Source organism: Paracandidimonas lactea, assembly GCF_021653995.1.
GTDB classification, from domain to species: domain Bacteria; phylum Pseudomonadota; class Gammaproteobacteria; order Burkholderiales; family Burkholderiaceae_B; genus Allopusillimonas; species Allopusillimonas lactea.
In genome coordinates, this window is sequence record NZ_JAJJOZ010000008.1 from 179,250 (window position 1) to 204,472 (window position 25,223).

The window sequence follows — 25,223 nt, forward strand, 5'->3', positions numbered from 1 at the left end:
TGCCATTATAGTCAACAACAAAAGTGTAGGACAAAACTATACGATACTAAGAGGAGACAAGCATGAAGCTTCTATGCAAAGCTGTTGCGCGCAGTCTGTTGTTTTCGGCTGTGTTGGCCTGTGGATCGGCGTCCGCCGTCAATCTCACCGTCACGCATTGGGCGGACGGCATGTACGGCGCGCCGTTTGCGGTGGCTGTGGAGAAAGGCTATTTCAAAGGCGCGGGGGTGGATGTCACCGGATTCATTACCTCCAAGGGTGGCGGTACCACCGTGCGAAATGCGCTGGCCGCCGATATCCCCTACGGCGAAGTGGCACTGCCGGCGGCCATTGCCGCCATCAAGCAAGGGGTGAAGCTCACCATTGTCCACGGTGGCGTGGTCAGTCTCGCCGACAATTTTTGGGTGGCCCTGAAAGATTCGCCGCTCAAGTCGATTGAAGACCTGGCGGGTAAGAAGCTGGGGTACAGCAGCCCCAAGTCAGTCACGGATATGGTGTCTACCATTGCCTTAAGCAGCCGCAAGTTGCTGGATAAGGTCAATCGTCAGACGGTTGGTAGCCTCAGCTCGGCGTATACCGCCTTGCGCGAAGGCGGGGTGGATGTCATTTATATGACTGAGCCTATTTATAGTCGGGAAAAAGACAACCTCAAGATTGTGTTTCGCTCAGGCGATGAAATTCCGCACATGACGCAGACCGTCGGTATCGTACGCACAGATTATTTGAAGGAGCACCCGGAAACCATCAAGGCGATTATCGAGGGCCGGCGCAAGGGTGTGGATTATCTATTGGCCCATCCCGAGGAGGGCGGCGATATTCTGGCGCGCCAATACAAGATGGATCCGGCCATCACGAAGGCTGCCATTCGCAACATCATGTCTGCCAAGAGGGTGTACTGGAGCCCCGGCAGGCTGGACTACGAAGGCATGGACACAATGCTCAAAGGGTTGGTGCTGGTCAAGGCCATAGACGAAGGCCCGTTTGACTGGAAAGCGATCGTGAATGAATCGCTGCTTCCGGCCGATCAGCGCAGCAACTAGGTAGGGCATTACAACCTGGCAAGTGAGCGAGGGCGTCCAACCATGGCCAGTAGTTTGCATTCCGTTTCACTGACGCACGCCGCGCTGTCGGATGCGCCGGCGCACGTGAGCGTTGAAGCCGTCACCAAAATCTTTACGCGCGAGCGTGACGAGCCGCTGCATGCGCTGGGCCCTGTCAGCCTCACGCTGCGCAAGGGCGAGTTCTTTTCTGTTGTGGGCCCTTCTGGCTGTGGTAAATCGACGCTGCTCGACCTGGTTGCTGGTCTGGCGGGGCCTACCAGCGGGACGATTCTGTTCGAAGGCGCCGCAGTCAATGGCCAAGTGCCGGATGGTGTGGCAGTTGTCTTCCAGGAAGACGCCAGTTTTCCGTGGATGACCGTGTTCGATAATGCGGCTTTTGGTGCACGACGCGCAGGGCTGCCGGAAGCGCAGGTACGCGAGCGCGTCGATCATGCCCTGGCGTTCATGGGGCTGGGTGGTTTTGCCCGCGCCTATCCGGCGCAGTTGTCCGGCGGTATGCGGCAGCGCGTGTGCATTGCGCGGGCGATGGTGACGCGGCCGCGGCTCATGCTGCTTGATGAGCCGTTCGGCGCCCTGGACCAGCAGACACGCCTGCTGATGGGTGAAGAGATGCTCAAGCTGTGGCGCGAAACGGGTTCGACCATCATGTTGATTACCCACTCCATCGACGAGGCGGTCATGCTTTCGGATCGCGTAGGCACAATGTCGGCGCGCCCAGGTACCTTCATCGATATCGTTGAGACCGGCTGGCGTCGCGAGCGCGGTAGCGAGACTGCTCTTGATCCTCGTTTCGGGGCATTGCAATCGCAGATATGGAGTAAGCTGCGCGGCGAGTCGCTCAAGTCGCTCGGGGCGCGGCCATGACGCCCGCCATCCGCGAAAGCGTGCGCGGGCAGATGTACAAGACCGGCTTCGACCGATGGCGGCGTCATCGCGTGGCACTCTTGCGGCTGCTGTTCGTAGCGGCCGCCATCCTCATGCTTGAAACGGCCAGCAGGCTGGCCTGGATCGATCCCATCTCTTTCATTCCGCCCTCCAGCATGGCAGCGAGCGCCTGGCATATCCTGAGCTCCGGCACTTATAACGAAGACATACTGCTGACGCTGTCGTCGGCGGCAACGGCTGTGGTGTTGGCGATTGCTGGTGGCTTTTTGTCCGGCCTGCTGCTGTACCGGCTACCGCGCTTGCGCAGGGTGCTGGATCCGCTGCTGCTGTCTTATTACGCCGTACCCATTTTTGTGCTGTATCCGATGCTCATTGTGCTGTTCGGGCTGAACCGCTGGCCGCTGATCGTGCTGGGTTTTCTGTTTGCCATTGTGGCCATGGCCGTCAACACGCTCAATGGCCTGGAACGCATCCCCGCAGTGTTGCTGCGCACGGCGCGCGTTCTGCGCATGGGGCGTGTCCAAGAAGCCTGGCTGATCAAACTGCCGGCCAGTCTGCCCTTCATTTTTACGGGAGTGAAGCTGGCGATTGTGTACGCCTTCATTGCCGTCATCGGCGGCGAATTCCTGCTATCGGGCGCGGGCCTGGGTTATCAAATCGCGTTTGCCTACAACAATTTCGATAACCAGACCATGTACGGTTTGATGCTCCTGTTGTTGCTGTTCATTGGTGCCATCAACCTGATGCTGCATACTGCCGAACAGCGGCTATACCAGCGCAGGGTGCTGAAGGAGGGTGTATGAGCCCAGCGAGAAGGGATAGGCGGCGCAAGGCTGTGGATGCGTTCATCCTGGTCCTTGGCGTGCTGGTGGTATGGAAAGTGGCGTCATTGCCGCTCGGGCCCGATGCGCTACCGGGGCCGTGGCGCACGCTGGTACAACTACGGGACGAGTTGGCCGACCCCGACTTCGGCGCACACCTGGCTGAAACCAGCAAGGCATTTGCCGCGGCATTGGCCCTGGCAGTGGCCGGCGGCGTGAGTCTGGGGCTGGCGCTGGGCGCCCGCAGACTGGCTGGCGACGTCATGGAGCCCATCCTGATCGCCCTCTATTCCATTCCCAAGATCACGCTTTATCCCATCATTCTGCTCATGTTCGGTTTGGGGATCTCCGCCAAGATCGCCTTTGGCGTGATACACGGCATCATCCCGATCATGATTTTCACGATGACGGCGGTGCGCAACATCAAGCCTGTACTGCTGCGGTCTGCGCGCGCGCATCGGCTGACGCCCTGGCAGGCTGCCGTTCACATACTGATACCCGCCACCGTACCTGAAATTGTGGCAGGGCTGCGCATCGGCTTTTCGCTCACGCTATTGGGCACGCTGCTGGGTGAGATGTTTGCGTCGCAGCGGGGCATTGGCCATCTGCTTATGCTGGCGATCGACCGCCACAACCCGCCGACCATCATGGCACTGGCGCTGATGCTATTCGTGTTTGCCACCGCAGTCAGCATAGCGCTGCTGCGCTGGGATCGCCGGCTGCGGCGTGGAACCTTATCGTAGAGGAATACTATGGACAATCAGGCCAGCAAAGGTCAGACGCTGCGGCGCACGCTCGCGGACGACGAATTCGTTATCGCTCCGGGCGTCTTCGACATGTTCTCGGCGCTTGTCGCCGACCAGCTTGACTTCAAGGCGCTCTACATGACGGGCTATGGCGTGTCTGCTTCCCACCTCGGCCTGCCGGATGCCGGTCTAGTCACCTACTCCGACATGGTGGGTCGCGCGGGCACCATCGCGCGCGGCATATGCAAGCCACTCATTGCCGATGCCGACACTGGTTTCGGCGGTCTGATCAATGTACGGCATACAGTGCGCGGCTACGAAGCGGCCGGGGTGCAGGCCATACAGATCGAAGACCAGGAAATGCCGAAGAAGTGTGGGCACACAGCCGGCCGCCGGGTCATACCGCTACCCGACATGCTGCGCAAAATCGAGGTGGCGGTGGAGGCGCGGCGCAGCGAGGAGACGCTAATCATTGCCCGTACCGATGCCCGCACCAGCCTGGGGCTGGATGAAGCGATTATCCGCGGCAAGGCATTTGGCAAGGCAGGCGCCGATATCGTGTTTGTGGAATCGCCCGAGACGGAAGAAGAGTTCAGGCGCATCGGCGGCGAGATTCCGTACTGGCTATTGGCCAACATCGTGCCCACAGGCCGTTCACCCGAGGTGCCGGCTGAAACGCTGCGGCAATGGGGATTCAACGTCGCGATCTATCCTGCGCTGGGCATGTCTGTCGCGACAGCTGCGCTGGCGCAAGGCTATCGGCACCTGTCGGCGCGTGGCCATACCATCGACCTACCAGTGCCTATGTACACGATGGATCAACTGCACGAACTCGTGGGTTTTCACGAAGTGTGGGAGTTCGAACAACGTCACGCATCGGCCGGGCAGGAAGGCTGAGATGGCGCGCACGCTGTTCGACAAGGTGTGGGATGCGCATGAGATTGCAGTATTGCCGGGCGGCGTCAGCCTGCTGCATGTGGATCGGCATCTGATGCATGAGCTGACCGGTGTGGATGCACTTCGCACGCTGATGCGGCACGGCCTGGGTGTGCATGCACCTGCGCTTACGTTTGCCACCCTTGATCACGTCACTTCGACGCGGCCGCTTGCGCGTGATGGCGATGAGGCATGGAGCACGAAGATGATCGATGCTATGCGCACCTTGGCGGTTGAGCATGGTATCAAGCTGTTCGATGCGGATGGCGGCCGCAAAGGTATTGTGCATGTGATCGGACCCGAGTTGGGCCTGACGCTGCCCGGCCTGACCGTGGTTTGCGGAGATAGCCATACCTGCACCCACGGCGCCTTCGGCGCTCTGGCATGGGGCATCGGTTCGTCCGAAGTGGCGCATGTGCTGGCCACGCAGGCCATACGCCAGCGACGGCCCGGGACGCTGCGCATTAATTTTCGCGGCAGCACGCCCGAAGGCGTGAGCGCGAAAGACATCATTTTGCATGTGATCGGGGCGTTGGGCGCTGCGGCGGGTACGGGCTACGCTGTTGAGTACGCGGGGCGGGCGATACGCGCGCTTGACATGGAGGGCAGGATGACGCTGTGCAACCTATCAATTGAGCTGGGTGCGCGCATGGGGTTGATCGCGCCCGACGAGGTCACATTCAAGTATGTGGCCGGCCGAGAGTATGCGCCTGAAGGTGCACTGTTGGCGCAGGCGATGGAGGCATGGACGGCACTTGCTTCAGAGGAGGACGCGCGATTCGATCGAGAGCTGGAGATCGACTGCACAGCCATCCGGCCCACGGTGACCTGGGGCACCAGCCCTGAGCATACGGCTACTATTGATGCTTGCGTGCCCGACCCTGCCGGCGAGCGCGAGCCTGCCCGCCGGGAAGCCTGGCAACGCGCGCTTGACTACATGTGTTTGGTGCCGGGGCAGCGTATTGCGTCCATACCGATCGACCATGTGTTTATTGGTTCATGCACAAACAGCAGGTTGTCCGATTTGCGCGAAGCGGCGCGCGTGCTGCGTGGGCGGCGCATCGCTGCAGGTACGACGGGCTGGGTGGTGCCGGGTTCGCAGCAAATCAAGCGAGAAGCGGAACGCGAGGGGCTGGATCGCATCTTTACGGGCGCCGGATTCCAGTGGCGTGAACCGGGTTGCTCCATGTGTGTTGGCGCCAATGGAGACATGGTGCCGCCCGGCAAGCGTTGCGTCTCCACGTCGAACCGGAACTTTGTGGGGCGGCAGGGGCCGGGGGCGTTGACGCATCTGGCCAGCCCGGCGATTGCGGCGGCCAGTGCTGTGGCAGGCCACCTGGCTGCACCTTATATGCTGGAGCGGCGCGCATGAAGCCTTTTACCGTTTGCGAAGGGTACGCCGCTCCATTGCTGCGTGCCAATATCGATACCGACATGATCATCCGGATCGAACGCATTGCCCAGTTGAGCCGCGGCGAGCTTGGCCCATGGGCGTTCGAAACCTGGCGCTATACGAAGGAGGGAGAGCCCGATCCTGGGTTTGTACTGAACCGTGCACCGCATGCCCAAGCCAGTATATTGATTGCCGGTCGCAATTTTGGCTGCGGCAGCTCGCGCGAAATGGCGGTGTGGGCACTGGAGGAGTGTGGCATACGCTGCATCATTGCGCCCAGTTTCGGCGACATTTTCTTCAATAACTGCATTCAGAATGGGCTGTTACCTGTTGCTCTTCCTGAAGCCGAGGTGCACCAACTAGCGTATGCGGCGGAACAGGGCGCGCGGATGCGGGTGGATCTTGAAAAGCGTCTGGTGACGTGTTCCGGGGTTCTCGACACGGCTTTCACCGTGGCCGAACACGCTCGGCTCGCGCTGCTGGCTGGCCAGGATGATATTGCCCGTACGCTTGAGCATGCTGCGGAAATCAAAGCGTTCCAGAGCCGCGACAGGGTATCGCGGCCCTGGGCATATGGCGTGGTGTCTGTGCAGGCATGAATCGGCCTTGGGCGGCACGGGGCGGTACCCCTCTCGGCACGATTTGAACTTGGGTGTTTAGTGTTTAGCGTGATCGCTTCCACCGTTTGTATTAACGCAAACGAATGATATGTGCCGTGCGGAAGGGAGCGTAGATTTGCACAATCCCTCCAGGAGGCGATCATGCAATTCTTCTGTGCAAGTATTGCGGCAGGGCTGGTTTCGATCACCATATCGGCAAGCGTGATCGCCCAGTCTGACGATGCGCTGCTAGCCCGCGGCCGCTATTTGATGAACGGGGTCGTGGCATGCGGTAATTGTCATATTGCGCGCGGGCCGCAGGGGCAGCCCCTGTTCGAGCAGGGCTTATCGGGCGGGATGCGCTTCGATGAGGCGCCATTCACGGCGATAGCGCCCAACATCACGCCAGACCAGGAAACCGGTATCGGCAACTGGACGAATGCGCAGATTGCCCGCGCCATACGCGAGGGGGTGCGGCCGGATGGCTCGCTTATTGGCCCGCCCATGCCGGTGGGCTTTTACAGACATATCTCCGATGATGATCTGGCTGCCTTGATTGCCTACTTGAAGAGCCAACCTCCCGTGCACCATGTGGTCGAGAAATCGGTGTACCGTATGCCGCTGCCTGCCAATTATGGGCCACCCGTTGGAAAGGTGGGTGCGCCGCCACAAAGCGATCGGGTTGCTTATGGTAAGTATCTGGCTCAGATCGGCCATTGCATGGAATGCCATACGCCGCGCGACAGCAAAGGGGTGTTGGTGGAGTCGCGCACTGGCGCGGGTGGCCAGCTGTTCAAGGGGCCCTGGGGCGTTAGCGTGTCCAGCAACCTGACATCGAGCGAAAAAGGGTTGGGTGGCTGGTCCGATGCGCAGATCATTGCGGCGATCCGCGAGGGTGTGCAACCCACCGGGCGGCACCTGATGCCGCCGATGGCCTTCGGCTGGTACAAGAACATCAACGACGCGGACATGGCTGCCCTGGTTGCCTATTTGCGGTCGCTGCCGCCGCGGCAGTGATAGGTGTTGTGGCTGCTGTGTCGCGGCTGTCGATGACGGCGTGAGTTGTATCGCCGCCCCGGCGACGAGGCTTGCCTCTGTGCGGCTGCGAACCTTGGCGGATTATGTGCCGCTGCGCGGCGGCTGGCTTTGCTGCCAACGCATCAACCCTTGTGCAGCGGCCTTGCCACTGGCAAAGCAGGCGGTCAGCAGGTAGCCGCCTGTCGGGGCATCCCAGTCCAGCATTTCGCCGGCGCAGAAATAGCCGGGCAGGGCGGACAGCATCAGGTTGTCATTGATGCTGTCTGCGCTTACGCCGCCCGCAGTGCTGATGGCTTCGGCAATCGGGCGTGCCCCCGTCAATGTCAGGGGCAGGGATTTGATGGCGGCGGCCAGTGTGGCGGGATCGTCAAATACCGGCTTTGGTGTGCATTCTCGCAACAGACCGAGCTTGGCGCCTCGCAGGCCCAGCCTGCCGGCCAGGTGGCTGGACCACGAGCGTGCGCCGCGGGGCCGTGATACTTCCGCACGTACCTGGTCGATGCTGTGTGTGGGCAGCAAGTCGATATGCATAACCGCTTCACCGTCGGCCGCAAGCGCGTTGCGTAGCGCAGCGGACCACGCATAGATCAGGCCGCCCTCTAGTCCGTCGCGCGTAATCATGCACTCGCCGCGCCGCATGGGCTCGCCCGGCGGCGCCATTGCGATTGACTTTAGCGGCTGGCCTGCAAAGTGCTCGGCAAAATAAGGCGTCCAGCGCGTGGTGTAGCCGCAGTTGGAGGGTTGCAGCGGCGTGATCTGTACCCCGCGGGCTGCCAATGTCTCCTGCCATGTGCCATCTGAACCCAGGCGCGGCCAGCTGGCGCCGCCCAGCGCCAACACCACGGCATCGGCGCGATGCGACTGCGTGCCGTCCGGCGTCTCGAACATCAGGGTGCCGTCTTGAGCCCAGCCTGTCCAGCGGTGCCGGGTATGTACCTGGACGCCCGCTGTGCGCAGCCGGCGCAGCCAGGCGCGCAGCAGCGGCGCGGCTTTCATTTCTTGCGGGAAAACGCGCCCCGAGGACCCGACAAAGGTTTCAATGCCCAGACCATGTGCCCAAGTGCGCAGCGCGCTGGCGTCCATGACGGCAAGCCAATCCCGCACCAGTTCGGCTGCTTCGCCGTAGCGCGATACAAACGCCATGGGCGGTTCGCTGTGGGTGAGATTGAGCCCGCCGCGGCCCGCCAAGAGAAACTTGCGGCCAATGGACGGCATGGCGTCGTAGACGTGGACGCGCAGGCCTGCTGCGGCGAGCGTTTCGGCAGCCATCAGGCCGGCGGGGCCGCCGCCGATTACCGCGACAGGATGAGAAGACATGGGCAGGGGTGAGGGAAAAGTGGAGAGAAGTGTGGCCGACAGGTGTGTGGCCTTGGCGTAGCCTGGGCAGCGATTTTACCGCGTGCGGCACATCGCTGTCGTATGGCGGCGTGAAGCCATTGCGGCGTGCTGAATGATCCCGCCGTCTGGCCTTATGCACGACGGGTGCGGTGGCTGTGCCGGCGGCCAGCCCCGCACCAGGCGAGTGATCACGCCGCGCGCGCGGGTGCGGCGACGGGTGGTGTACCTTCGTGCATGCAAGTTTTGATTTGGGCGCGCAGCTCTGGCGTATCGGTGTGCTTGTGCACGGAGACGGCATGGTGGACGGCGGCCTCCAGTAGTTCCGCCTCAGAGTCAGCCGACAAGGCCAGCGAGCAATTCATCTCGCTAGGAAACTCGCGGCAATCGACGAATTTGCGTGTCATGGTGATCCCCTTTTGCACGCTGGCCCGCGCGGGGCTCGGCGCGCACAAATATAGACGCGCGACGCCTGCGATACCCAGCCCGATGGCGCGTCGCATCGATGCCGGATCGCTTTGAAAATTATAGGCCTGGGCATTGGCCTGTGGATGGTTTGTATTAGATTGCAACAAACCCGAGGCGCCCGCGGTTGTACGGCATGCGATGGACGCGTGGCCACATGCACGGCAGTTTGCCTCATACACACCAGATTGTGCGGCCGTCGGAGCCGAGCCCGCTGGACAGCGGCGGGTCAACAATGGTTTCAATATCGAAACAGACGCATCATAGGCATTCACCGCAGCGTCTAACATGGACGCGTCGTCATCAAGGCGGCGCCCTGCCGCCTGGTGGCGGCCGGTGCCCATGTACTCACGAACTATTTTCATGCAGGCGAATTCGCTATCAAACCGCGTCGGGGCGGCCGCGACCCGATCAAATCATGCCTCGTTTTACACCACCGTCGCACGGCTGCTGACGGTGGGGGCGTTGGTTGCCTTGGGCGGCTGTGCGCCGACGATGGTAGGACAGGTTGCCCAGGCGGGCTATGACGTAGCACGCAAGACGTTGGGTAACGATGCAACGGCGCAGGCGCCCGATGAACGACAGCAAAAGCTGAGGGCGATCATGAACCAGGTCGAGATTGGTCAGGAGATTGGCCCTATTGTCGAATCGATGGGTGAGCCACCCAAGGAAAAATCCGGCAACAGCCAAGGCTACACGTGCTACGAATATGCGTCGGTATATTCGGCTACAGATGCCGCTGTGATCGTCGCCCGTGACGGCAAGGTCGTGTATTACGGCAATTCGCGCTGCACGGCTGAGATGCAGGGTGTGAATTTCACCAGCGGCGGCAAATACGCGCCTTGAAAAAATAGAATACGTCGTTGTCCGCAAGGCAGAGCGATTGACCAGGCGCGCGGCCGCACGTGACCGCCCATTGCATTATGTTTCCTTCTCGAACAGATCGGGGTGCCGTTTGACGATTTCGGGCAGGGTGCGCAGGATCACTTGCAGATGCGCGCCCATGGCCGCCATCGCGGCCTTTTCGTCGCCTTGTTCGATGGCGTCGACGATGCGGCCATGCTGGCGCGCCAGCAACTCGAAGGGCGTTTGTGATTCCAGGCTGAGGTAGCGCACCCGATCGGTCTGCGCCTTGGACTGCTCGATGACCTCCCAGGCATAGCCGTGATGCACAGCCAGCGCAAGCGTGCGGTGAAAGGCGTCGTCCAGCTCTTGGAAGGCGGGGTAGTCTTCCGCCTGCACGCGCATTTGGCGGGCGATCAAGTCGCGCAGCGTGCGCACCAGCGCCGGGTCGTTGCGGCGCGCGGCTTCTCCAACGATGCGTGTTTCGATTGCCTCGCGCACCCACTGCGCTTCGAGCACGCGGGCCGGGGACACCCGCACGACGAAGGTGCCTCGTTGTGGAAGGATGGCCAGCAAACGGCGCTCAGCCAGTTTGATGAAGGCCTCGCGCACCAACTGGCGGCTGATCGACAGGTGCTGGGCCAGCTGCGCTTCGGACAAGCCCTGGCCCGGCCGCAGCCGCCCCTGGATGATGGATTCGTAAAGTGCGTTGAACAGCGCGGTACCCGCTGGGCCGGCGTCGGGGCGCCATGTCAGTGCTTTGCGCAGAAAATCCAGAGTGTTTTCGTCCATATTTTTCCTTGACTGGATTGGCTTGCATTCTCCATTTAAAAACTTTACCATGCCGTTCTACTAGTCTGACTAGTTAGGTTAAAAGAATGTCATACAAAACGGAGATGACAAGATGCGATTGAGCGCGGCCACCCTGGCTGCCTTGCCAGTCCAGGTCGCACGGCCCAGCTACCCGCGCAGCCGTGTGCAGGCGTCGGTCGTGCATCTGGGCAGTGGAGCCTTCCATCGCGCGCACCAGGCGTATTACACCGATGCAGTGCTGCGCTCGGGCGATCTTGCGTGGGGTATTGTTGGCGCCAGTCTGATGTCGGCCGACAAGAAGCTGGCCCTGCAGCCGCAAGACGGCCTGTATACGCTCAGCGAGATCGATGGCGGCGGGGAAGCGTTGCGCGTCATCGGTTCAATAGTCGGCCTGTATGGCGGGCGGGGAGATTTGCTCGCCTTGCTCGCCCGCATGGCCGATGCCGCTACACGCATCGTGTCGCTGACCGTCACCGAAAAGGGCTACCATCTCGACCCGTCCAGCGGCCTGCTGCAGCTGACAGCGCCGGACGTCGCCGCGGATCTCGCTCGTCCTGACGCTCCCGAGACGATACTCGGGCTCGTCGTGGAGGCCCTCAGGCGTCGCCGCGCGGCGGGTGTTGCGCCGTTCACAGTACTGTCGTGCGACAACCTGCCGCAAAACGGCACGCGCGCACGCGCCGCAGTGCTGGCTTATGCCTGGCAGCGCGATGAAGCGCTAGCGCGCTGGATCGAAGCCGAGGTTCCCTTTCCCTGTACCATGGTCGATCGCATTACGCCGGCAACCACCGATGCTGATCGCGCGCGCATCGAGGGGCTGCTGGGCATGCACGATGCCTGGCCCATCGTCACCGAACCCTTCAGCCAATGGGTGATTGAAGATCGCTTCGCCATGGGGCGTCCCGACTGGACCGTCGGCGGCGCAGTGTTTTCGGACGACATTGAGGCCTGGGAGGCCATGAAGCTGCGCTGCCTGAATGGTGCGCATTCCACGCTGGCGTACCTCGCGTGCCTGAGCGGCTGCGAGACGGTCGCCGATGCCATGGTCGAGCCCATGATTGTCGATGCTATCGATGCCTTATGGCGGGAAGTCTGCGCGGTCACGCAGGCGCCGCGCGGCCTGGATGCCACCGCCTACGTGCAGAGCTTGAAGCGGCGTTTCGGCAACCCGGCGTTGCGGCATCGCACAGCGCAGATTGCCATGGACGGTTCGCAGAAATTGCCGCAGCGTCTGCTGGCGCCATTGCGCGACCGCATTGCGCAAGGCCTGGATTCGCCCGCGCTCGTCACGGCATTGGCCGCCTGGATGCTTTATGTGTCCGGCGTGGCGCAAGGCCGGCTGCGCACTACGCTTGAAGACCCGCTTTCGGCTCGCCTGCTCGAGACGGCGCGCCGCAGCGGTGATACGGAGGCGCTTGCGGCGGGGCTGCTGTCCATCGAATCCATGTTCGGACGCGATCTGGGTGCCCAACCTGAACTGAAGGCGGCGCTTGCGCGGCGCATCGGCGAGTTGGCGGCCCATCCGGCCATCGCGCCCGCCATTTCCTGAACACCGGCATCGCCGGTCTCTCACACACTAACTGGTTGCAATCATGAAGATGACTTTTCGCTGGTACGGAGAATCCGATCCGGTGAAACTGGCGTACATACGGCAGATTCCCGGCATGTACGGCATTGTTTCGGCTGTTTATGACGTGCCGGTTGGCGAGGTATGGCCCATTGCCAGCCTGGTGGCGCTGCGCGCCCGCATCGAAGCCGCGGGCCTGAAGTTCGAGGTCGTGGAAAGCGTGCCCGTGCACGAGGACATCAAACTGGGCAAACCCGGGCGCGATCGCTACATCGAGAACTTCAAGCAGAACATCCGCCATTGCGCCGCCGCCGGCGTAAAGGTGATTTGCTACAACTTCATGCCTGTGTTCGACTGGACACGCACTGAAATGGCCAAAGTGCTGCCCGATGGTTCCACTACCCTGGCCTTCGATGCGGAACAGGTTGCCGCCATAGACCCGGAGCAGGGCATTTCGCTGCCGGGCTGGGATGCGAGCTACCGGCCCGAGCAGCTCAAGGGCTTGCTCGACGAATACAAAAACGTGGACGAAGACGCCTTGTGGCGCAATCTCGAATACTTTCTGAAAGCGATCATCCCGGTGGCGGAAGAGGCTGGTGTGCGCATGGCGATGCACCCCGACGACCCACCGCGCCCGATATTCGGGCTGCCCCGCATCGTGAAAAACCACGATGACTTGCAGCGATTGGTGGATATTGTCGATTCTCCCAGCAATGGCCTGACGCTGTGCTCGGGTTCGTTGGGTGCGGACCTGTGCAACAACATCCCTGCTCTGGTGCGCAAATTCGGCGGGATGGGCCGCATCCACTTCGCGCACATCCGCAATGTGTCGGTGCAGCCCGATGGCACGTTCTACGAATCCTCGCACCTGTCGTGCGAAGGCTCGCTGGATCTGGCGGAAATCGTGAAGGCCTACCACGACGTGGGAGGGGAGGTATATGTGCGCCCCGACCATGGCCGCATGATCTGGGGCGAATCCGGCAAGCCTGGCTATGGGTTGTATGATCGCGCGCTTGGTGCGGTGTATATCAACGGGCTTTGGGAGGCTGTCAGCAAGTATGCAGCCAGGTCTCAGGGCATGCCTGGCGCCGCTTGACGGCGCCGCCTCGTCAGCACCCACTAGCCGATTACAGATAGCCAAGGGCCAATTGTTTATTGTCCATTGCCCATAGCCAGTAGCAGGCAGTCAATTTTCAACCACAAAGGAGACACCACTGTGAAGAAATACGTAAAAACCCTTCTGGCCGCAGCCGCGGCAACATTAATGGCGGGCGCCGCCTGCGCCGATACCATCACGATCAAGGTTGCCAACTATTTTGCGGCCGAGCACCCGCAGAACGTTGCCCTGCGCGAAAAGTTCAAGCCTATGGTGGAAAAGAACTCGGGCGGCACGCTGAAGGTCAATATCTTCGAGAACAACAAGCTGGGTGGCGAGCAGCAGTTCTATACGGGCGTGCGCAACGGCACCATCGATATGGGTCTGCCGGGCATGATCATGCAGGCCGATGTGCCCCGCATGGGGGTGCCGGAGTGGCCCTTCATGCTGCGCGATTTCAAGCACGCCAAGGCCGTACTGCAGGGCCCCATCGGCAAGGAGCTTGCCGAAGATCTTGAAAAGACACACGGCGTGCATGTGCTGGCCTGGAGCGTCAACGGTTTCCGTATGTTCTCGACTAGCAAGCCGCTGGAAACCTGGGATGATTTCAAGAACATCCGTATGCGTATGCCCAACACGCCGGTATACGTAAAGATGGGTCAGGCACTGGGCATGACAGTGTCGCCCATGCCCTTGTCCGAGGTGTTCACCGCCATGGAGCAGAAGGTGGTTGATGGCCAGGACAACCCCATCGCCACCGTGCGGGCGTCCGGTTTCTACGAAGTGCAAAACCAGATCTTTGAATCGCGTCACAGCTTCAGCCCCAATGTGCTGATCGTCAGCAAGAAGCTGTGGGGCAAACTGACGCCCGAGCAGAAAAAGGTGGTGGAAGACGCTGCCGCAGCCTATGCCGATTACCAGTGGCAATTGGCTGAGAGCGGCTATGAAACCGACAAGAAGTTCCTGCAGGAACACAAGATGAAGTTCGTGACGCCGGATGCTGAGCTGCGCCGCAAGATGGAAACCGCCACTGCGCCGGTGCTGGACGAATACTACGCCAAGTATCCCTGGGCAAAGGATCTGGTGGCACGGGTCAAGGCGGCCAACTAGTCGTACGGGCCGGCTCCCGCAGCAATTCGAACGAGGCCGGGTGTGGCGCATGCGGCGCGCCTGGCCGTTTCAAGGAAGCAACATGAGCAAACCGTCGGGCGGCTCGGTCGGGCTTATTACGCGCGGCCTCAATCTGGCGATCGCGGGCGCATTGGCGCTGATGGCTATCTTTGTTTTTGCCAATGTCATCATGCGGTACTTTTTTCACTCGGGCCTGACGTGGGCCGAAGAGGTGTCGCGTTTTCTTTTCATCTGGCTGATTTTCCTGGGTGCCATCGTTGCCTTCAAGGCGAACGAGCATCTGGGCATCGACGCCTTGGCGCGCCGCCTGTCGGTGCGCGGGCGGCGCATCTTGTTCGCGGCTAACAGCCTTATCATCCTGGCCACGCTGGGCCTTACGCTGCATGGCGCATGGCTGCTCACGGTCATGAACCTCGATCAATCCTCGCCAGCCATCAATCTGCCTTATGCCTACGTGTATTCGTCGGGCCTGGTCGGGCTTCTGGGCATGGCCATCATCGTCGTGATCAATCTTTACAAGCTGCTTTCCGGGCGCATGGATGACGATGCTCTCATCATGTCTGTCGAGTCCGAAGAGATGGCCGACCGGGCCATCGCGGAGGAACGCAAATGACGGTGCTTGTATTTCTGGTGTCGCTGTGCGGCGCGATGGCGCTGGGTATCCCCATCGCGTTCTCGCTACTGGTCTGTGGGATTGCGCTGATGGTGTTCCTGGGCGAGTTCGACACACAAATCCTGGCGTCCAATCTGCTCGATGGTGCCGACAACTTCCCCCTGATGGCCATACCGTTCTTTATCCTGGCTGGCGAGCTGATGAACGCGGGCGGGATTTCCCGGCGCATTATCGAATTTGCCATGTCGCTGGTGGGGCATGTGCGCGGCGGCCTGGGGTATGTGGCGATCATCGCCAGCGTCATCTTTGCGGGGCTGTCGGGCTCCGCAGTGGCCGACACGGCCGCGCTCGCGGCGGTGCTTGTGCCCATGATGGTGGCGGCGGGCCATGATCGCGCCGAATCGGGCGCATTGATTGCAGCATCGGGCATTATCGCGCCCATTATTCCCCCCAGCGTACCCATGATTGTCTTTGGGGTGACCGCCGGGGTGTCCATTTCCAAGCTGTTCATGTCGGGCATCGTGCCGGGCCTTATGCTGGCGGTGTTTCTTGCCATCGGGTGGGCGTACATGACGCGCAAGGGCAAGTTCAAGGTTCGCCCGCGCAGCAATGCGCGCCAGATCGCGATGTCGGCGCGCGCCGCACTGTGGGCGATCGGCTTGCCCGTTATCATTGTGGTGGGCCTGCGCGGCGGGGTGTTCACGCCCACCGAAGCGGCAGCCATCGCCGCTTGGTATGCGCTGTTTGTGGGCGCGGTGGTGTATCGCGAACTGTCGATGCGCATGCTGCTGAACGCCTTGGTGTCGTCGGCCAAAACCAGTGCGGTCATCATGTTGCTGGCCGCGGCCGCGATGGTGTCCTCGTACCTGATCACGCTGGCCAACATCCCCGAGCAGCTCACCGGCTTTCTAGAGCCGCTGAAGGACAACAAGATACTCCTGATGCTGGCTATTAATGTCGTGGTGCTGCTGGTCGGCACGGCCATGGACGTCATGCCTACCATCCTGATCCTGACGCCCGTTCTGATGCCAATAGTGAAAATGGCCGGCATCGATCCCGTTTACTTTGGGCTGATGTTTATATTCAACAACTGCATAGGCTTGCTGACGCCGCCGGTGGGAACAGTACTCAATGTGGCCGCTGGGGTGGGGCGTATGTCCATGGAAAGCATCATCAAGGCGGTGATGCCGTTCGTCTGGATCGAAGTGGCTTTGTTGCTGCTGCTGACGCTCTTCCCCGACCTGGTGATCGTGCCCATGCAGTTTCTGACGCAACGCTGATTTTTAGGAATGCAGGAGATACCCATGAAAACCCGAGCTTGTGTATTGCACGCACAACAGGATGTACGCATCGAAACGCTGGACGTCGGCGAGATCGCGCCCACCGAGGTGTTGGTGAGGATGGGCGCAGGCGGCGTCTGCGGGTCTGACATCCATTATTTCTGGGATGGCGGCATTGGCACCATACGCGTTAGCGAGCCCATTGTTCTGGGTCACGAAGTGGCTGGCACAGTCCAGGCGGTGGGCGGTGCGGTACAGGGCCTGAAACCCGGTGACAAGGTGGCGTTAAACCCAAGCCGGGCCTGTGGCCAGTGTCGCTACTGCCGCGAAGGCCAGTATCACCATTGCTTGAACATGCAGTTTTTCGGCAGCGCGATGTTCAAGCCGCACAGCCAGGGTGGCTTCCGTGACCTGATGGTCGTTGACCAGGCGCAGTGCGAGCCAGTTGGTGCCAGTGTCTCCCTGGGCGAGGCTGCGTGCGCAGAGCCGCTCTCGGTCGCCGTGCATGCCGTTAACCAAGCGGGTAGCCTGGTGGGCAAGCGGGTGCTCGTCACCGGCGTGGGGCCGATCGGTGCACTGGTCGTGGCGATGGCCAAGTATGCCGGCGCGCTCGAGATCGTTGCTACCGACCTTTCGGCGGCACCGCTGAAGGCCGCCGTCGCCATGGGGGCCACCGCCGTCATCAATGGCAGCGAGGAACCGCAGCGCCTGATGGCCGAGTATTCCGCCGACAAAGGGGCTTTCGATGTCGTGTTTGAATGCAGCGGCGCCGCGCCGGTGCTCAAGCAGGTGTTTGCCTTGACGCGGCCGCGCGGCACCGTCGTCCAGGTTGGCGTCATGGGTGAGACCCCCATCCCCATGAACGCGCTGGTTGGCAAGGAAATCTCGCTGGTCGGCACCCATCGGGCCAACACCGAGTTCGCCACAGCCGCCCGCCTGATACGCGAACGCCGCATTGATGTGCGCCCCATCATCTCCGATACGCTGCCCATGGAGCGCATTGGCGAGGCTTTCAGCATGGCGCGCGACCGCTCGTCGCACATGAAGGTGCAGCTCAGCTTTGCGTGATGGCGCCGACGCCTGATCGCCGGGGATCAGGCTGGTGCTCGATGCGCGGCTTCAGCGCGCCGATGGCAGCGGCCGCCATCGTGGCTATCACGCTGATCGTGCCCGAAGGCAGAAAGGCCTTAGCCGCCAATTGTGAGTCATCAGCCGCCGACGCAGTAAACTTCATGCACGCGCACATCCCGGAGCTGAATACATTATGGTGTTGTTGACCCTATACTTGGTGGCGATCACCGCCGAGGCCATGACGGCCGCCTTGGCTGCCGGCCGGCGCGACATGGACTGGGTGGGGGTGTGTATCATCGCCTGCGTGACGGCGCTTGGGGGCGGCTCGGTGCGCGACGTGCTGCTGGGCCATTATCCACTTACCTGGGTCAAGCACCCCGAGTACCTCTGGATGACGGCTGGCGCGGCCATCTTCACGGCCATCATTGCCCCTGTCATGCGCCGCCTGCACGGTTTGTTCCTGCGGCTGGACGCGTTGGGCCTGGTCGTCTTTACCGTTATCGGCTGCATGGTCGCCCTTGAGATGCAACTCCCGTTCACCATCGTGCTCATCAGCGGCATGATCACCGGCTGCGCGGGGGGCGTGCTGCGCGACATCCTGTGCAACGATATCCCCCTGCTGTTGCGCAAAGAGCTGTACGCCAGCGTGTCGGTGGTCACGGGTGCGATGTTTATTGGCAGCCAGGCCGCGGGTTTACACACCAACGTAGCGATGATCGTTTCCATGGTTGTCGGCTTTGCCATGCGCATGCTGGCTCTGCGGTTCAACTGGCAGATGCCCAGGTTTGTGTACCGGGACGAGTGGCGATAACGCGGCAAACACGGCGGCAGCCTCGACTATCCCGCATGCCTGGGATGACAGCGGCGTCGCCGGTACGGCCAGCACCAGGGCCATGAGCGGCCTGGCCTGCAACGGTCTGTGTCACTTCTTGCCGCCGGGTGTGGCAGGCTGCGGCGTCTGCATCCAGAATGGCGGCTTGGCCCACATCGGCGACGCATACGTCATGCTCGTTCCCTTCGAAAAATTCGTGAAATCGTTCCACAGGCCCAGCGCACGCCCATTGCCCATGCCTTTGAAGCCGCCCTGCGCGAGCACGTCGGCAGCGAAGTGCGAACAGTTGGCGCATTTGAAGTCGAATGACTCGATGCCGCTTCCTGGCAGGCGCCCCTTGGCGTGGCTCATTGCATTGTCGACCGAGGCTCGGGGTATGCGTATTGTGTTGTATTCGAAGGGGCGCCCCGGAGCATACATCGAAGGTTGCCCTTGCGCTTCATTGAAGTCCGCAAAGTACGTTTTCTTGGGGCCTTGCGGGGTATCAATGATAGGCCCGCGCTTGGCGTTCTTTTCCGCAAACCAGAAGCCACCGCCTTCTTTCTCGAAGATGACGGCAACGTGGCCGTCGGGGCCATCGGGCATCTTGGCAAATCCCACGCCAATATCCTTGCCGGTCGGAGAGGGCGCGAAGTTTTGCAGGTTTTCTTCGATGAGTGTGAAGCGGCCCGCGCGCGTCGAGAAAGTATCAGCTGGCCCCAATCCCCGTACTTGGCCAACGTAACTGCCTTTACCGAAGCTGGCGCTACGCACGTTCTTCGAGCCGAATGGCGCGAGCGAAGTGACAATATCGAAGGTGCCCGTTAGATAGTTGCCTTCGCTGTACTGCTCGATGCCGTTGGCCACGCCCATGCCAACGAGCGGGATTGCCACTTCCGGCGCGAAGACGGCCACGGGTGCGATCACCGCGCCCAATCCCATCGATATGCCCAGCTCGCTCCATGAAAAGCCTTCGGCGCGCTTGCGCGGATCTTCTGACATCTGGATGCCCTGGCGCACGGCGTTCAGGCCGCCCGCGACCACAGCGCCCACCGCCATCACGGCCAGCACGGCCAGGAAGGCAAAGTCGCCGTCGGGATCGATCAGATCGATCGGGTTTTGCGCCGCATAGACATACAGCGATGGCGAATTGGCATAGCCGAGCGGGTCCGGTGACAGAAACAAGCCATGCAACGGGTTCATCAACCGTCGTTTCGATAGATAGAGCCCCGTTGAGGCAAGGTGGCGTTGGCCCCCGAATATCGGCTCGATGCCAAACGCGGAGGTCGACAGGGCTGACCCCGCGCCATCAAGAATGGAGGGCAGACCAAACGGCCGATATCGATAGAGTTCGACCAGCGCTCCCTGGTCGTCGGCAAGCGCCACCAGGTTGTAGCGGCCATCGAACAGCAGGAAGTGTGTACCCTGCGCGCTATGGTAGGCCAGTGGCATTCCTGTCGTTGCATGGACCGTCTTTTGCCTGACGGGGATGCCGCCTTCGCTTTCCTGGTCTGCCGAATCGCCAAAATAATGCAGTCGCCGCGCCGGCCTTCCCTGTTCACTGATAACAATGGGCCGGCCTAGCGCGTCATAGCGCAGACTCAGTATCGTGGTGGCGCCGGATTTGACGGTGGTAACGCGGCCCAGTGCGTCGGCACGATAAGTGAAGGCGCCGTCGCCGGCCAAGATGCCTTGCGCGGAATGGTTGAACGCGGAGATTCCGTCGCTTTGTATCTGGTGGCCGGGAAGGTAGGCATAGTTGCGGGCGGGCTCGCCCGTGTGGGTGGCCGTCAGCCGAGCGTCGCTGGCGTTGTAGGTGAATGTCTCTTTATCAGTGGCGCCTGTTGCCGCTACAGCGGCCGCTGCGATCGCGGCGTCTTGAGCCGCCTGAGTGGGGGCGTCCGGCAGCGGCAGGGTGAAGTTCTTTTGCGCGCTGGCCAGCCGATATTTTGCGTCGAATGCAAAATACGACAGCGCCGGCGCCTGGCCGCGCAAGGCCTCGATGCGCCGTCTGTTCGCTTTGTCGTGGCGGTAGCTGATACGTTGGTCCGCACCTGCGGTGCTGGACGCTGCGAGATCGACGAGGCGTTTGCGTTCGTCATACTGCGCCTTGACGGCGAGGGCGCCGGGCAGCGCGGCTGTCCCAAAATGACCGCCTCCACTGGGCTTGAGCGCCGCAAGCAGATTGACGCCGGACCCTAGCGTGCCGGCTGCTGTTTCCTCAATGCGGGTAAGGGTGCCATTCAGATCGTGGCTGTGTTTCTCGGTGCGTCCGTCCGGCCAGATGCGCTGCACCTCGCCGCTGCTATCGTCGAAGCTGCGCCGGATGGTGGCGCCACCGCTTGTCTCGCTGATCAGCCGGCCATGGCTGTCGTAGGCGCGCAGTACTGTTTCGCCGCCGAGGTCGGCACGCACTAGCCTGCCCATGCCGTCATAATGGAATTGATGCGCGGGGAGGGCGTCGACCCCGGCGGGGGTTGCGGTATTGGTGATGGCCGCCAGCCGTCCCGCTGCGTCATAACCATACTGAAACGCCAGGCCGCCCCCCAGGGTCTCTTGCGCGATGCGTCCGTCGGCGCCGTAAGCGCGCGTGGTGGTCACGCCGTTGGGGTAGGACAAGGCCCGCAGTCGGCCGACACCGTCATACGCGTAGGTGGAGACTTCGCCGGATGGATCGGTGTAGCGAATTGGGCGGGCCAACCCGTCCAGGTCCCAGCGGTGCCGCACGGCCAGCCCCGCTGTGTCGTAGACTTCCTCCACGCGCTGCCCCAGCGCGTCGTACGCAATGGTTTTGACGCGCCCAAAGGCGTCGGTCTGCCGCACCAACCGGTCTGCGGCATCGTAGCCAAACGCAATTGATGATCCGTCGGGGTCTATCGCGGCGTTGCGGCGATTGCGCGCGTCGTAGGTGTAACGTTTGACGATCGACGAGATCGAGCCGTCGGGCTCGATATGCCGGTTTTCAGTCCTGATCAGGTTGGCCGCGCCGTCGTAGTCGTAGCGCTCCTCGTTGCCCATGGGGTCAGTCTGGCTGATCAGGCGCCCGAGTCCATCGTACGCAAAGTGTGTGGTGCCGCCGCGCGGCCCGATGATACGCACGATACGGTCCGCAGCATCATAGAAGTACTTGGTCACCAGGCCTATCGCCGTCGTGGGGTCATCGGCAAACGTCGCCACGGTTTCCTCGATGAGCCGATACTTCTCGTCGTAGTGGTAGCTTGTACTGGCCAGGGCGCGCACGGTGCCGCTGCCGTCATCGCCGATTGTCTCCACACGCTCGACCAGATTGCCGCTGCGCCAGGTTAGCGACACTTCAGTGCCGTCGGCGTGTATGGTTTTTTGCAGGCGCGCGAATGCGTCAAGCTGGTAATGCGTGGCTACGCCGTCAGAGCCGATTTCCTGTGTCACGCGGCCGCTGCGGTCATGCACATTGCGGGCCGTCAACTGGGCGCCGTCGGCACCGGCATGGCTTACTTTGATCAGCAGACCGCGCTCGTCGAACACGCGGTCAACCTTCATGCCCTCGGGCCCAATTGTGCGCGTGGCGAAGCCGCGATAATCAAAGTCCGAGGCCACGGTGCGCGGCGTTGCCGTATTGGCTGCCATGATTACTTTCACCGGATAGCCGAGTACATCGCGTTCGAATTGATCCACAATGCGCGGGCCCAGGCCTGCTTCCTTGTAATCGCCGCTTGGTCGCTCGATGGCGGCGAGCCTGCGGTCGGTGTCGTAATGAATGAAGATGCGCGGGTCATCGCCATTGACGGAGGGAGGCGATACGGCTTCAGTCTGGCCGAGCGCATTCACGAGCTTGTCGGTGCTGTTTCCATTGCCGTCGATGATCGAGACGTCGTAGCCGAAGGCGTCATAGGCAGTTTCGTTGACGAGGTTGAGCCCGCCGACGTCAAAAACCTGGCGCACCAGGCGGCTCGCTCCTGCGCCGGTTGTGCCGTACGTCATTTCATTGCGCGTGCCGTCGGGCAAGGTCGTTGCGGTCGCCTGGCCTTTGGCATTGTGTTCGAAGCGTGTCTCCGACGCCTGTACTGTACCGTCGGGCAGCGTGGCATCCGGGTGGCGGATGCGCTTGAGCTTGCCGGTATTGGTGGGCGCACCGGGGGTCAGATCGAAATCGTAGTCGTAGCGCACCCGCCCGCCGGCTTCGTTGCGCTCTTCAACCAGCAACTGGTAGGTGGGTTCATAACCGCCGCGCCAAATGATGCGGCTGGGCGCCGGAAAACCCGCCGCTGCTGTAAGCTCGCGCCGCAGCAGCTTGCCGCGCATACGCGGGTCGGGGTTGGCATCATCATAGACATTCAGCTCCGAGCTGGCATCGGGCAATGTCGTCGAAGCCAGATTGCCCTGGCTATCATAGGTGTAGCCGATGGCGGCCACACGATAAGACTTGTCCTTGACCAAGCGGTAACGCCGGTCGAGCAGATCGCCGCGATAATTGAACGTATAGGTTTCCACGCCGAAGTCGGGGTTCATGACTTCGACTCGCACAGCACCGATATTGATAAACAGTGCACTGTCGGGCACATATTGCAGCTGGGTATAGCAAAACTGAAACAGGTAATCGCCGTACAGCTGTTCCGTTACCCGGGCAAAGCTGAACGACGCCGGGTCATCGTCATAATAGTTTTCCAGGTACACATTGCCCTGCGTATCCGCGACTCGCACAATGTTGTGGCGGATCAGCGGGTGATCGAACGGATCGGCGTATACATAGATGCGGTCGATGCCATCCGGATGGTCGGTTGTCGGCGGCGACACCACGCGCGTCAGCTGCATCGTCTGTTCATCATGCTCATACCGCCAGCGCCGTCCTGCCGGGTCGCTGATTGCAGTCAACAGGCCGCAGTTGTCGTACTCAAAGTGCAAAAAGCGGTCATCGTCGTCGCGCACCTCGGCGACACGGTTCTCGGTGTCGTAGGTAAAGCGCAGCGCATTGCCGTGGCGGTCCCGCAGCCATACGATAGGGATGCGCTCCGCTTCGGTCCAGCCGGCGGGCCGTTCAAAACGCATGGTGGTGCCGCCTTCGCCATGCACCTCGTACGTCTGTACCTGGCCGGCTACTGGCTCAAGCTTCTCGAACACGCCGCGCGGGGGTTCGAAGCCGGCGCCGGTCGGCTTGAATATGTCCTCGTGCAGGTTGCGCCAAAGTGCGATTGTGCCGTTGGAAAGTTCGCGCACGTACAGGTTGTAGTTGTGGTCGAAATTCCAGCCGAACGGCCCGAACACTGCAATGCCGCTGCGATAGCTGCGTCTGATCGCAAGCGGCAGCACGGTATTGGCGATCTCCAGATCGGTTTCGTCCAGAAAGAATGCGCCGTTGAACAGGTCCACCGGGTCGCCGCCATCGGTCTTGATCTTGGGCTTTTCCGAGGACACTTGCTTTTCGGGCTGCCCCGCCGGAGGGCGTGTGGGCTCCTCTCCCGGCGGTGGTGGCGCATCCGGCGGCGTATCCGGTGTTTCTTCGCCTTGTGTACCGGCTTCTTTGGGGGCGGGGGCGCCTTGTTTGTCACCCGAGTCGCCTTCGTTCGGGTTCGGCTGGGCCTCATCCGGAGGTGTGGCGGGCGTATCGGTTGGCTGTGCATCCGTACCCGGACCGCCGCCCCCGCCAGAGGCAACGCACTCGTCATGCATGTTCTGCCAGAAGTTGGGCGACTTGTCGCCGCGGCCGGTGTCCGGATTCTGGGTGTTGAATGCATCAGCAAAAGCCAGCACATCGCAGGCGCTGTTGCTGGTGAACTTGTCGCCGGCGCTGTACTGCTTACTGTCGTAGGTAAACGGTTTGGCGCTCTTGGGCAGGGTAACAGTGTATTTGTCCGGCACGGCCCTCTCCTTGTTCCCGTTCAGCGTATGGCCACCACCACCGCCCGGTTTCCATCCCAGACGAGGTCGCCGTCGTTGATGTCAACGTCGACCGAGGCGATTTGCGACGCGGTATCGAGGAATGCGGCCAGATCGGCCGTCAGTTGGTGGCACTCGGCATCTGTCATGACCCGGCCCGCGATGTCGACGATCTCACAAGGGCGTTCGGGATCCGTAATAAATCGTTCGATCAGCACATGTTTCGGCCTGCCAGTGCGCCGATCTCGGCCCAGATGGATTTCCAGGGCATCGCGCACAAGCTCGTTGCGCGTTACGGTAATGGACGCGGGTTGGCCAAAATAGTCGATTTCGACGCCAACGACGTCTTCGACTTTAGCCATAGCCAACTCGGGGTGGCATGCGGCGATCGTCTGCATGATCTCTGCGGTGCGTGCCAATTCACGGCCAGCAGCGTCGTCACGTGCAATATTCAGGATGAATTCTTCGCTGCTGTGGCCATCCCCCGCTGCCACGTGCCAGACACTGGACGTATGGCCTTCTTTGATATTCCATAGGTCACAGTGGCCGCCGTGCAAATCGAGCCGCGTCTCAACGAAACGCCGTGCTGCCTGCGCCGACTGCTGGAACGACAGCACGTGATGCTGCAGCGCACTCAGCCGAAGCAGGGCGAGATCGGCATTTGCGCCGATGGCCTGGTCGAACAGCTGATGCGCGTAGCGCTGCCATTTGTCGTGATCCACGCCGCCGATCAGGCTGCGCGGCACGATGCCATGGAACGGGCCATCGTCCGTCGCTGTGCCGATACGGTCGGGGCCATGGTAGACGCTGAACGTTGGCGCCACCGGCTCCGTGCCGGAGGCGCCCGCGAGACGGGTCATGATGGC

22 protein-coding genes are annotated in these 25,223 nt (G+C 61.6%); 16 read left to right on the forward strand and 6 right to left on the reverse strand.

Annotated features, from left to right (window positions below):
- Positions 1-62 precede the first annotated feature (62 nt).
- The 8 genes from LOL23_RS15040 (at position 63) to LOL23_RS15075 (ending at position 7,458) form a co-directional block, all read left to right on the forward strand.
- Positions 63-1,040: an ABC transporter substrate-binding protein gene (locus LOL23_RS15040; protein WP_237173815.1), complete on the forward strand. Its 978-nt coding sequence runs from the start codon at positions 63-65 to the stop codon at positions 1,038-1,040.
- 42 nt (positions 1,041-1,082) lie between these two features.
- Entirely contained in the window at positions 1,083-1,925 is an 843-nt protein-coding gene (locus LOL23_RS15045) for an ABC transporter ATP-binding protein (protein WP_160975818.1), read from the forward strand.
- The gene (locus LOL23_RS15050; RefSeq protein WP_237173816.1) at positions 1,922-2,749 is read left to right on the forward strand and encodes an ABC transporter permease; all 828 of its coding nucleotides are present in this window, start codon (positions 1,922-1,924) and stop codon (positions 2,747-2,749) included. Before LOL23_RS15045 ends, LOL23_RS15050 begins: the two co-directional genes overlap by 4 nt.
- Positions 2,746-3,510 carry an ABC transporter permease gene (locus LOL23_RS15055; protein WP_160975820.1) on the forward strand — a complete coding sequence of 255 codons (765 nt, stop codon included), beginning with the start codon at positions 2,746-2,748 and terminating at the stop codon, positions 3,508-3,510. Before LOL23_RS15050 ends, LOL23_RS15055 begins: the two co-directional genes overlap by 4 nt.
- A gap of 9 nt (positions 3,511-3,519) precedes the next feature.
- Complete coding sequence (locus LOL23_RS15060) at positions 3,520-4,410, forward strand: isocitrate lyase/PEP mutase family protein (protein ID WP_160975822.1); 891 nt, start codon at positions 3,520-3,522, stop codon at positions 4,408-4,410.
- A gap of 1 nt (position 4,411) precedes the next feature.
- Positions 4,412-5,821 carry a 3-isopropylmalate dehydratase large subunit gene (leuC, locus tag LOL23_RS15065; RefSeq protein WP_237173817.1) on the forward strand — a complete coding sequence of 470 codons (1,410 nt, stop codon included), beginning with the start codon at positions 4,412-4,414 and terminating at the stop codon, positions 5,819-5,821.
- The gene (gene leuD / locus LOL23_RS15070; RefSeq protein WP_160975826.1) at positions 5,818-6,441 is read left to right on the forward strand and encodes a 3-isopropylmalate dehydratase small subunit; all 624 of its coding nucleotides are present in this window, start codon (positions 5,818-5,820) and stop codon (positions 6,439-6,441) included. The genes leuC and leuD overlap by 4 nt, the downstream gene beginning before the upstream one ends.
- A 162-nt stretch (positions 6,442-6,603) precedes the next feature.
- Complete coding sequence (locus LOL23_RS15075) at positions 6,604-7,458, forward strand: cytochrome c (RefSeq protein ID WP_160975828.1); 855 nt, start codon at positions 6,604-6,606, stop codon at positions 7,456-7,458.
- A gap of 102 nt (positions 7,459-7,560) precedes the next feature.
- Here LOL23_RS15075 and LOL23_RS15080 read toward each other — a convergent pair whose 3' ends face one another.
- Entirely contained in the window at positions 7,561-8,796 is a 1,236-nt protein-coding gene (locus tag LOL23_RS15080) for a TIGR03862 family flavoprotein (RefSeq protein WP_160975830.1), read from the reverse strand.
- Positions 8,797-9,005: 209 nt separating this feature from the next.
- The gene (locus LOL23_RS15085; protein ID WP_160975832.1) at positions 9,006-9,221 is read right to left on the reverse strand and encodes a DUF1059 domain-containing protein; all 216 of its coding nucleotides are present in this window, start codon (positions 9,219-9,221) and stop codon (positions 9,006-9,008) included.
- Between the two features lie 400 nt (positions 9,222-9,621).
- Here LOL23_RS15085 and LOL23_RS15090 point away from each other — a divergent pair, with 400 nt between their 5' ends.
- Entirely contained in the window at positions 9,622-10,125 is a 504-nt protein-coding gene (locus LOL23_RS15090) for a hypothetical protein (RefSeq protein ID WP_160975834.1), read from the forward strand.
- Between the two features lie 75 nt (positions 10,126-10,200).
- On the opposite strand, the gene LOL23_RS15095 is transcribed toward LOL23_RS15090, so the two are convergent.
- Positions 10,201-10,914, reverse strand: coding sequence for a GntR family transcriptional regulator (locus LOL23_RS15095; RefSeq protein WP_160975836.1), 714 nt, complete (start codon positions 10,912-10,914; stop codon positions 10,201-10,203).
- Positions 10,915-11,026: 112 nt separating this feature from the next.
- On the opposite strand from LOL23_RS15095, the gene LOL23_RS15100 reads away from it, so the two are divergent.
- The 6 genes from LOL23_RS15100 (at position 11,027) to LOL23_RS15125 (ending at position 17,690) form a co-directional block, all read left to right on the forward strand.
- The gene (locus LOL23_RS15100) at positions 11,027-12,484 is read left to right on the forward strand and encodes a mannitol dehydrogenase family protein (RefSeq protein WP_237173818.1); all 1,458 of its coding nucleotides are present in this window, start codon (positions 11,027-11,029) and stop codon (positions 12,482-12,484) included.
- A 43-nt stretch (positions 12,485-12,527) separates the two neighbouring features.
- Positions 12,528-13,598, forward strand: coding sequence for a mannonate dehydratase (gene uxuA / locus LOL23_RS15105; RefSeq protein WP_202411560.1), 1,071 nt, complete (start codon positions 12,528-12,530; stop codon positions 13,596-13,598).
- Between the two features lie 120 nt (positions 13,599-13,718).
- Complete coding sequence (locus LOL23_RS15110; RefSeq protein WP_202411561.1) at positions 13,719-14,708, forward strand: TRAP transporter substrate-binding protein; 990 nt, start codon at positions 13,719-13,721, stop codon at positions 14,706-14,708.
- Between the two features lie 82 nt (positions 14,709-14,790).
- Positions 14,791-15,342, forward strand: a complete 552-nt coding sequence (locus tag LOL23_RS15115) for a TRAP transporter small permease (protein ID WP_160975840.1) — start codon at positions 14,791-14,793, stop codon at positions 15,340-15,342.
- Entirely contained in the window at positions 15,339-16,622 is a 1,284-nt protein-coding gene (locus LOL23_RS15120; protein ID WP_160975842.1) for a TRAP transporter large permease, read from the forward strand. Before LOL23_RS15115 ends, LOL23_RS15120 begins: the two co-directional genes overlap by 4 nt.
- A gap of 24 nt (positions 16,623-16,646) precedes the next feature.
- Positions 16,647-17,690 carry an L-idonate 5-dehydrogenase gene (locus LOL23_RS15125; RefSeq protein ID WP_237173819.1) on the forward strand — a complete coding sequence of 348 codons (1,044 nt, stop codon included), beginning with the start codon at positions 16,647-16,649 and terminating at the stop codon, positions 17,688-17,690.
- Here LOL23_RS15125 and LOL23_RS15130 read toward each other — a convergent pair.
- Positions 17,677-17,856, reverse strand: coding sequence for a hypothetical protein (locus tag LOL23_RS15130; RefSeq protein WP_160975846.1), 180 nt, complete (start codon positions 17,854-17,856; stop codon positions 17,677-17,679). The two genes, LOL23_RS15125 and LOL23_RS15130, sit on opposite strands and share 14 nt — an antisense overlap.
- A 30-nt stretch (positions 17,857-17,886) precedes the next feature.
- On the opposite strand from LOL23_RS15130, the gene LOL23_RS15135 reads away from it, so the two are divergent.
- Positions 17,887-18,504 (forward strand): trimeric intracellular cation channel family protein, encoded by a 618-nt coding sequence (locus tag LOL23_RS15135; protein WP_160975848.1) that lies wholly within the window; start codon positions 17,887-17,889, stop codon positions 18,502-18,504.
- A 111-nt stretch (positions 18,505-18,615) separates the two neighbouring features.
- On the opposite strand, the gene LOL23_RS15140 is transcribed toward LOL23_RS15135, so the two are convergent.
- Together LOL23_RS15140 and LOL23_RS15145 are read right to left on the reverse strand one after the other, a co-directional pair.
- A complete protein-coding gene (locus LOL23_RS15140; RefSeq protein ID WP_237173820.1) occupies positions 18,616-24,339 on the reverse strand; it encodes an RHS repeat-associated core domain-containing protein in 5,724 nt (1,907 codons plus the stop codon).
- Between the two features lie 20 nt (positions 24,340-24,359).
- Positions 24,360-25,217 carry a hypothetical protein gene (locus LOL23_RS15145; protein WP_160975852.1) on the reverse strand — a complete coding sequence of 286 codons (858 nt, stop codon included), beginning with the start codon at positions 25,215-25,217 and terminating at the stop codon, positions 24,360-24,362.
- Positions 25,218-25,223 lie beyond the last annotated feature (6 nt).

Coding starts and splice junctions, on each gene's coding strand:
- LOL23_RS15080 (WP_160975830.1), bottom strand. CDS start 8,796: ATGTCTTCTCATCCTGTCGCGGTAATCGGCGGCGGCCCCGCCGGCCTG.
- leuC (WP_237173817.1), top strand. CDS start 4,412: ATGGCGCGCACGCTGTTCGACAAGGTGTGGGATGCGCATGAGATTGCA.
- LOL23_RS15130 (WP_160975846.1), bottom strand. CDS start 17,856: ATGAAGTTTACTGCGTCGGCGGCTGATGACTCACAATTGGCGGCTAAG.
- LOL23_RS15145 (WP_160975852.1), bottom strand. CDS start 25,217: ATGACCCGTCTCGCGGGCGCCTCCGGCACGGAGCCGGTGGCGCCAACG.
- LOL23_RS15115 (WP_160975840.1), top strand. CDS start 14,791: ATGAGCAAACCGTCGGGCGGCTCGGTCGGGCTTATTACGCGCGGCCTC.
- LOL23_RS15040 (WP_237173815.1), top strand. CDS start 63: ATGAAGCTTCTATGCAAAGCTGTTGCGCGCAGTCTGTTGTTTTCGGCT.
- LOL23_RS15095 (WP_160975836.1), bottom strand. CDS start 10,914: ATGGACGAAAACACTCTGGATTTTCTGCGCAAAGCACTGACATGGCGC.
- LOL23_RS15120 (WP_160975842.1), top strand. CDS start 15,339: ATGACGGTGCTTGTATTTCTGGTGTCGCTGTGCGGCGCGATGGCGCTG.
- LOL23_RS15125 (WP_237173819.1), top strand. CDS start 16,647: ATGAAAACCCGAGCTTGTGTATTGCACGCACAACAGGATGTACGCATC.
- LOL23_RS15055 (WP_160975820.1), top strand. CDS start 2,746: ATGAGCCCAGCGAGAAGGGATAGGCGGCGCAAGGCTGTGGATGCGTTC.
- LOL23_RS15060 (WP_160975822.1), top strand. CDS start 3,520: ATGGACAATCAGGCCAGCAAAGGTCAGACGCTGCGGCGCACGCTCGCG.
- LOL23_RS15100 (WP_237173818.1), top strand. CDS start 11,027: ATGCGATTGAGCGCGGCCACCCTGGCTGCCTTGCCAGTCCAGGTCGCA.
- LOL23_RS15135 (WP_160975848.1), top strand. CDS start 17,887: ATGGTGTTGTTGACCCTATACTTGGTGGCGATCACCGCCGAGGCCATG.
- leuD (WP_160975826.1), top strand. CDS start 5,818: ATGAAGCCTTTTACCGTTTGCGAAGGGTACGCCGCTCCATTGCTGCGT.
- LOL23_RS15045 (WP_160975818.1), top strand. CDS start 1,083: ATGGCCAGTAGTTTGCATTCCGTTTCACTGACGCACGCCGCGCTGTCG.
- uxuA (WP_202411560.1), top strand. CDS start 12,528: ATGAAGATGACTTTTCGCTGGTACGGAGAATCCGATCCGGTGAAACTG.
- LOL23_RS15090 (WP_160975834.1), top strand. CDS start 9,622: ATGTACTCACGAACTATTTTCATGCAGGCGAATTCGCTATCAAACCGC.
- LOL23_RS15075 (WP_160975828.1), top strand. CDS start 6,604: ATGCAATTCTTCTGTGCAAGTATTGCGGCAGGGCTGGTTTCGATCACC.
- LOL23_RS15050 (WP_237173816.1), top strand. CDS start 1,922: ATGACGCCCGCCATCCGCGAAAGCGTGCGCGGGCAGATGTACAAGACC.
- LOL23_RS15085 (WP_160975832.1), bottom strand. CDS start 9,221: ATGACACGCAAATTCGTCGATTGCCGCGAGTTTCCTAGCGAGATGAAT.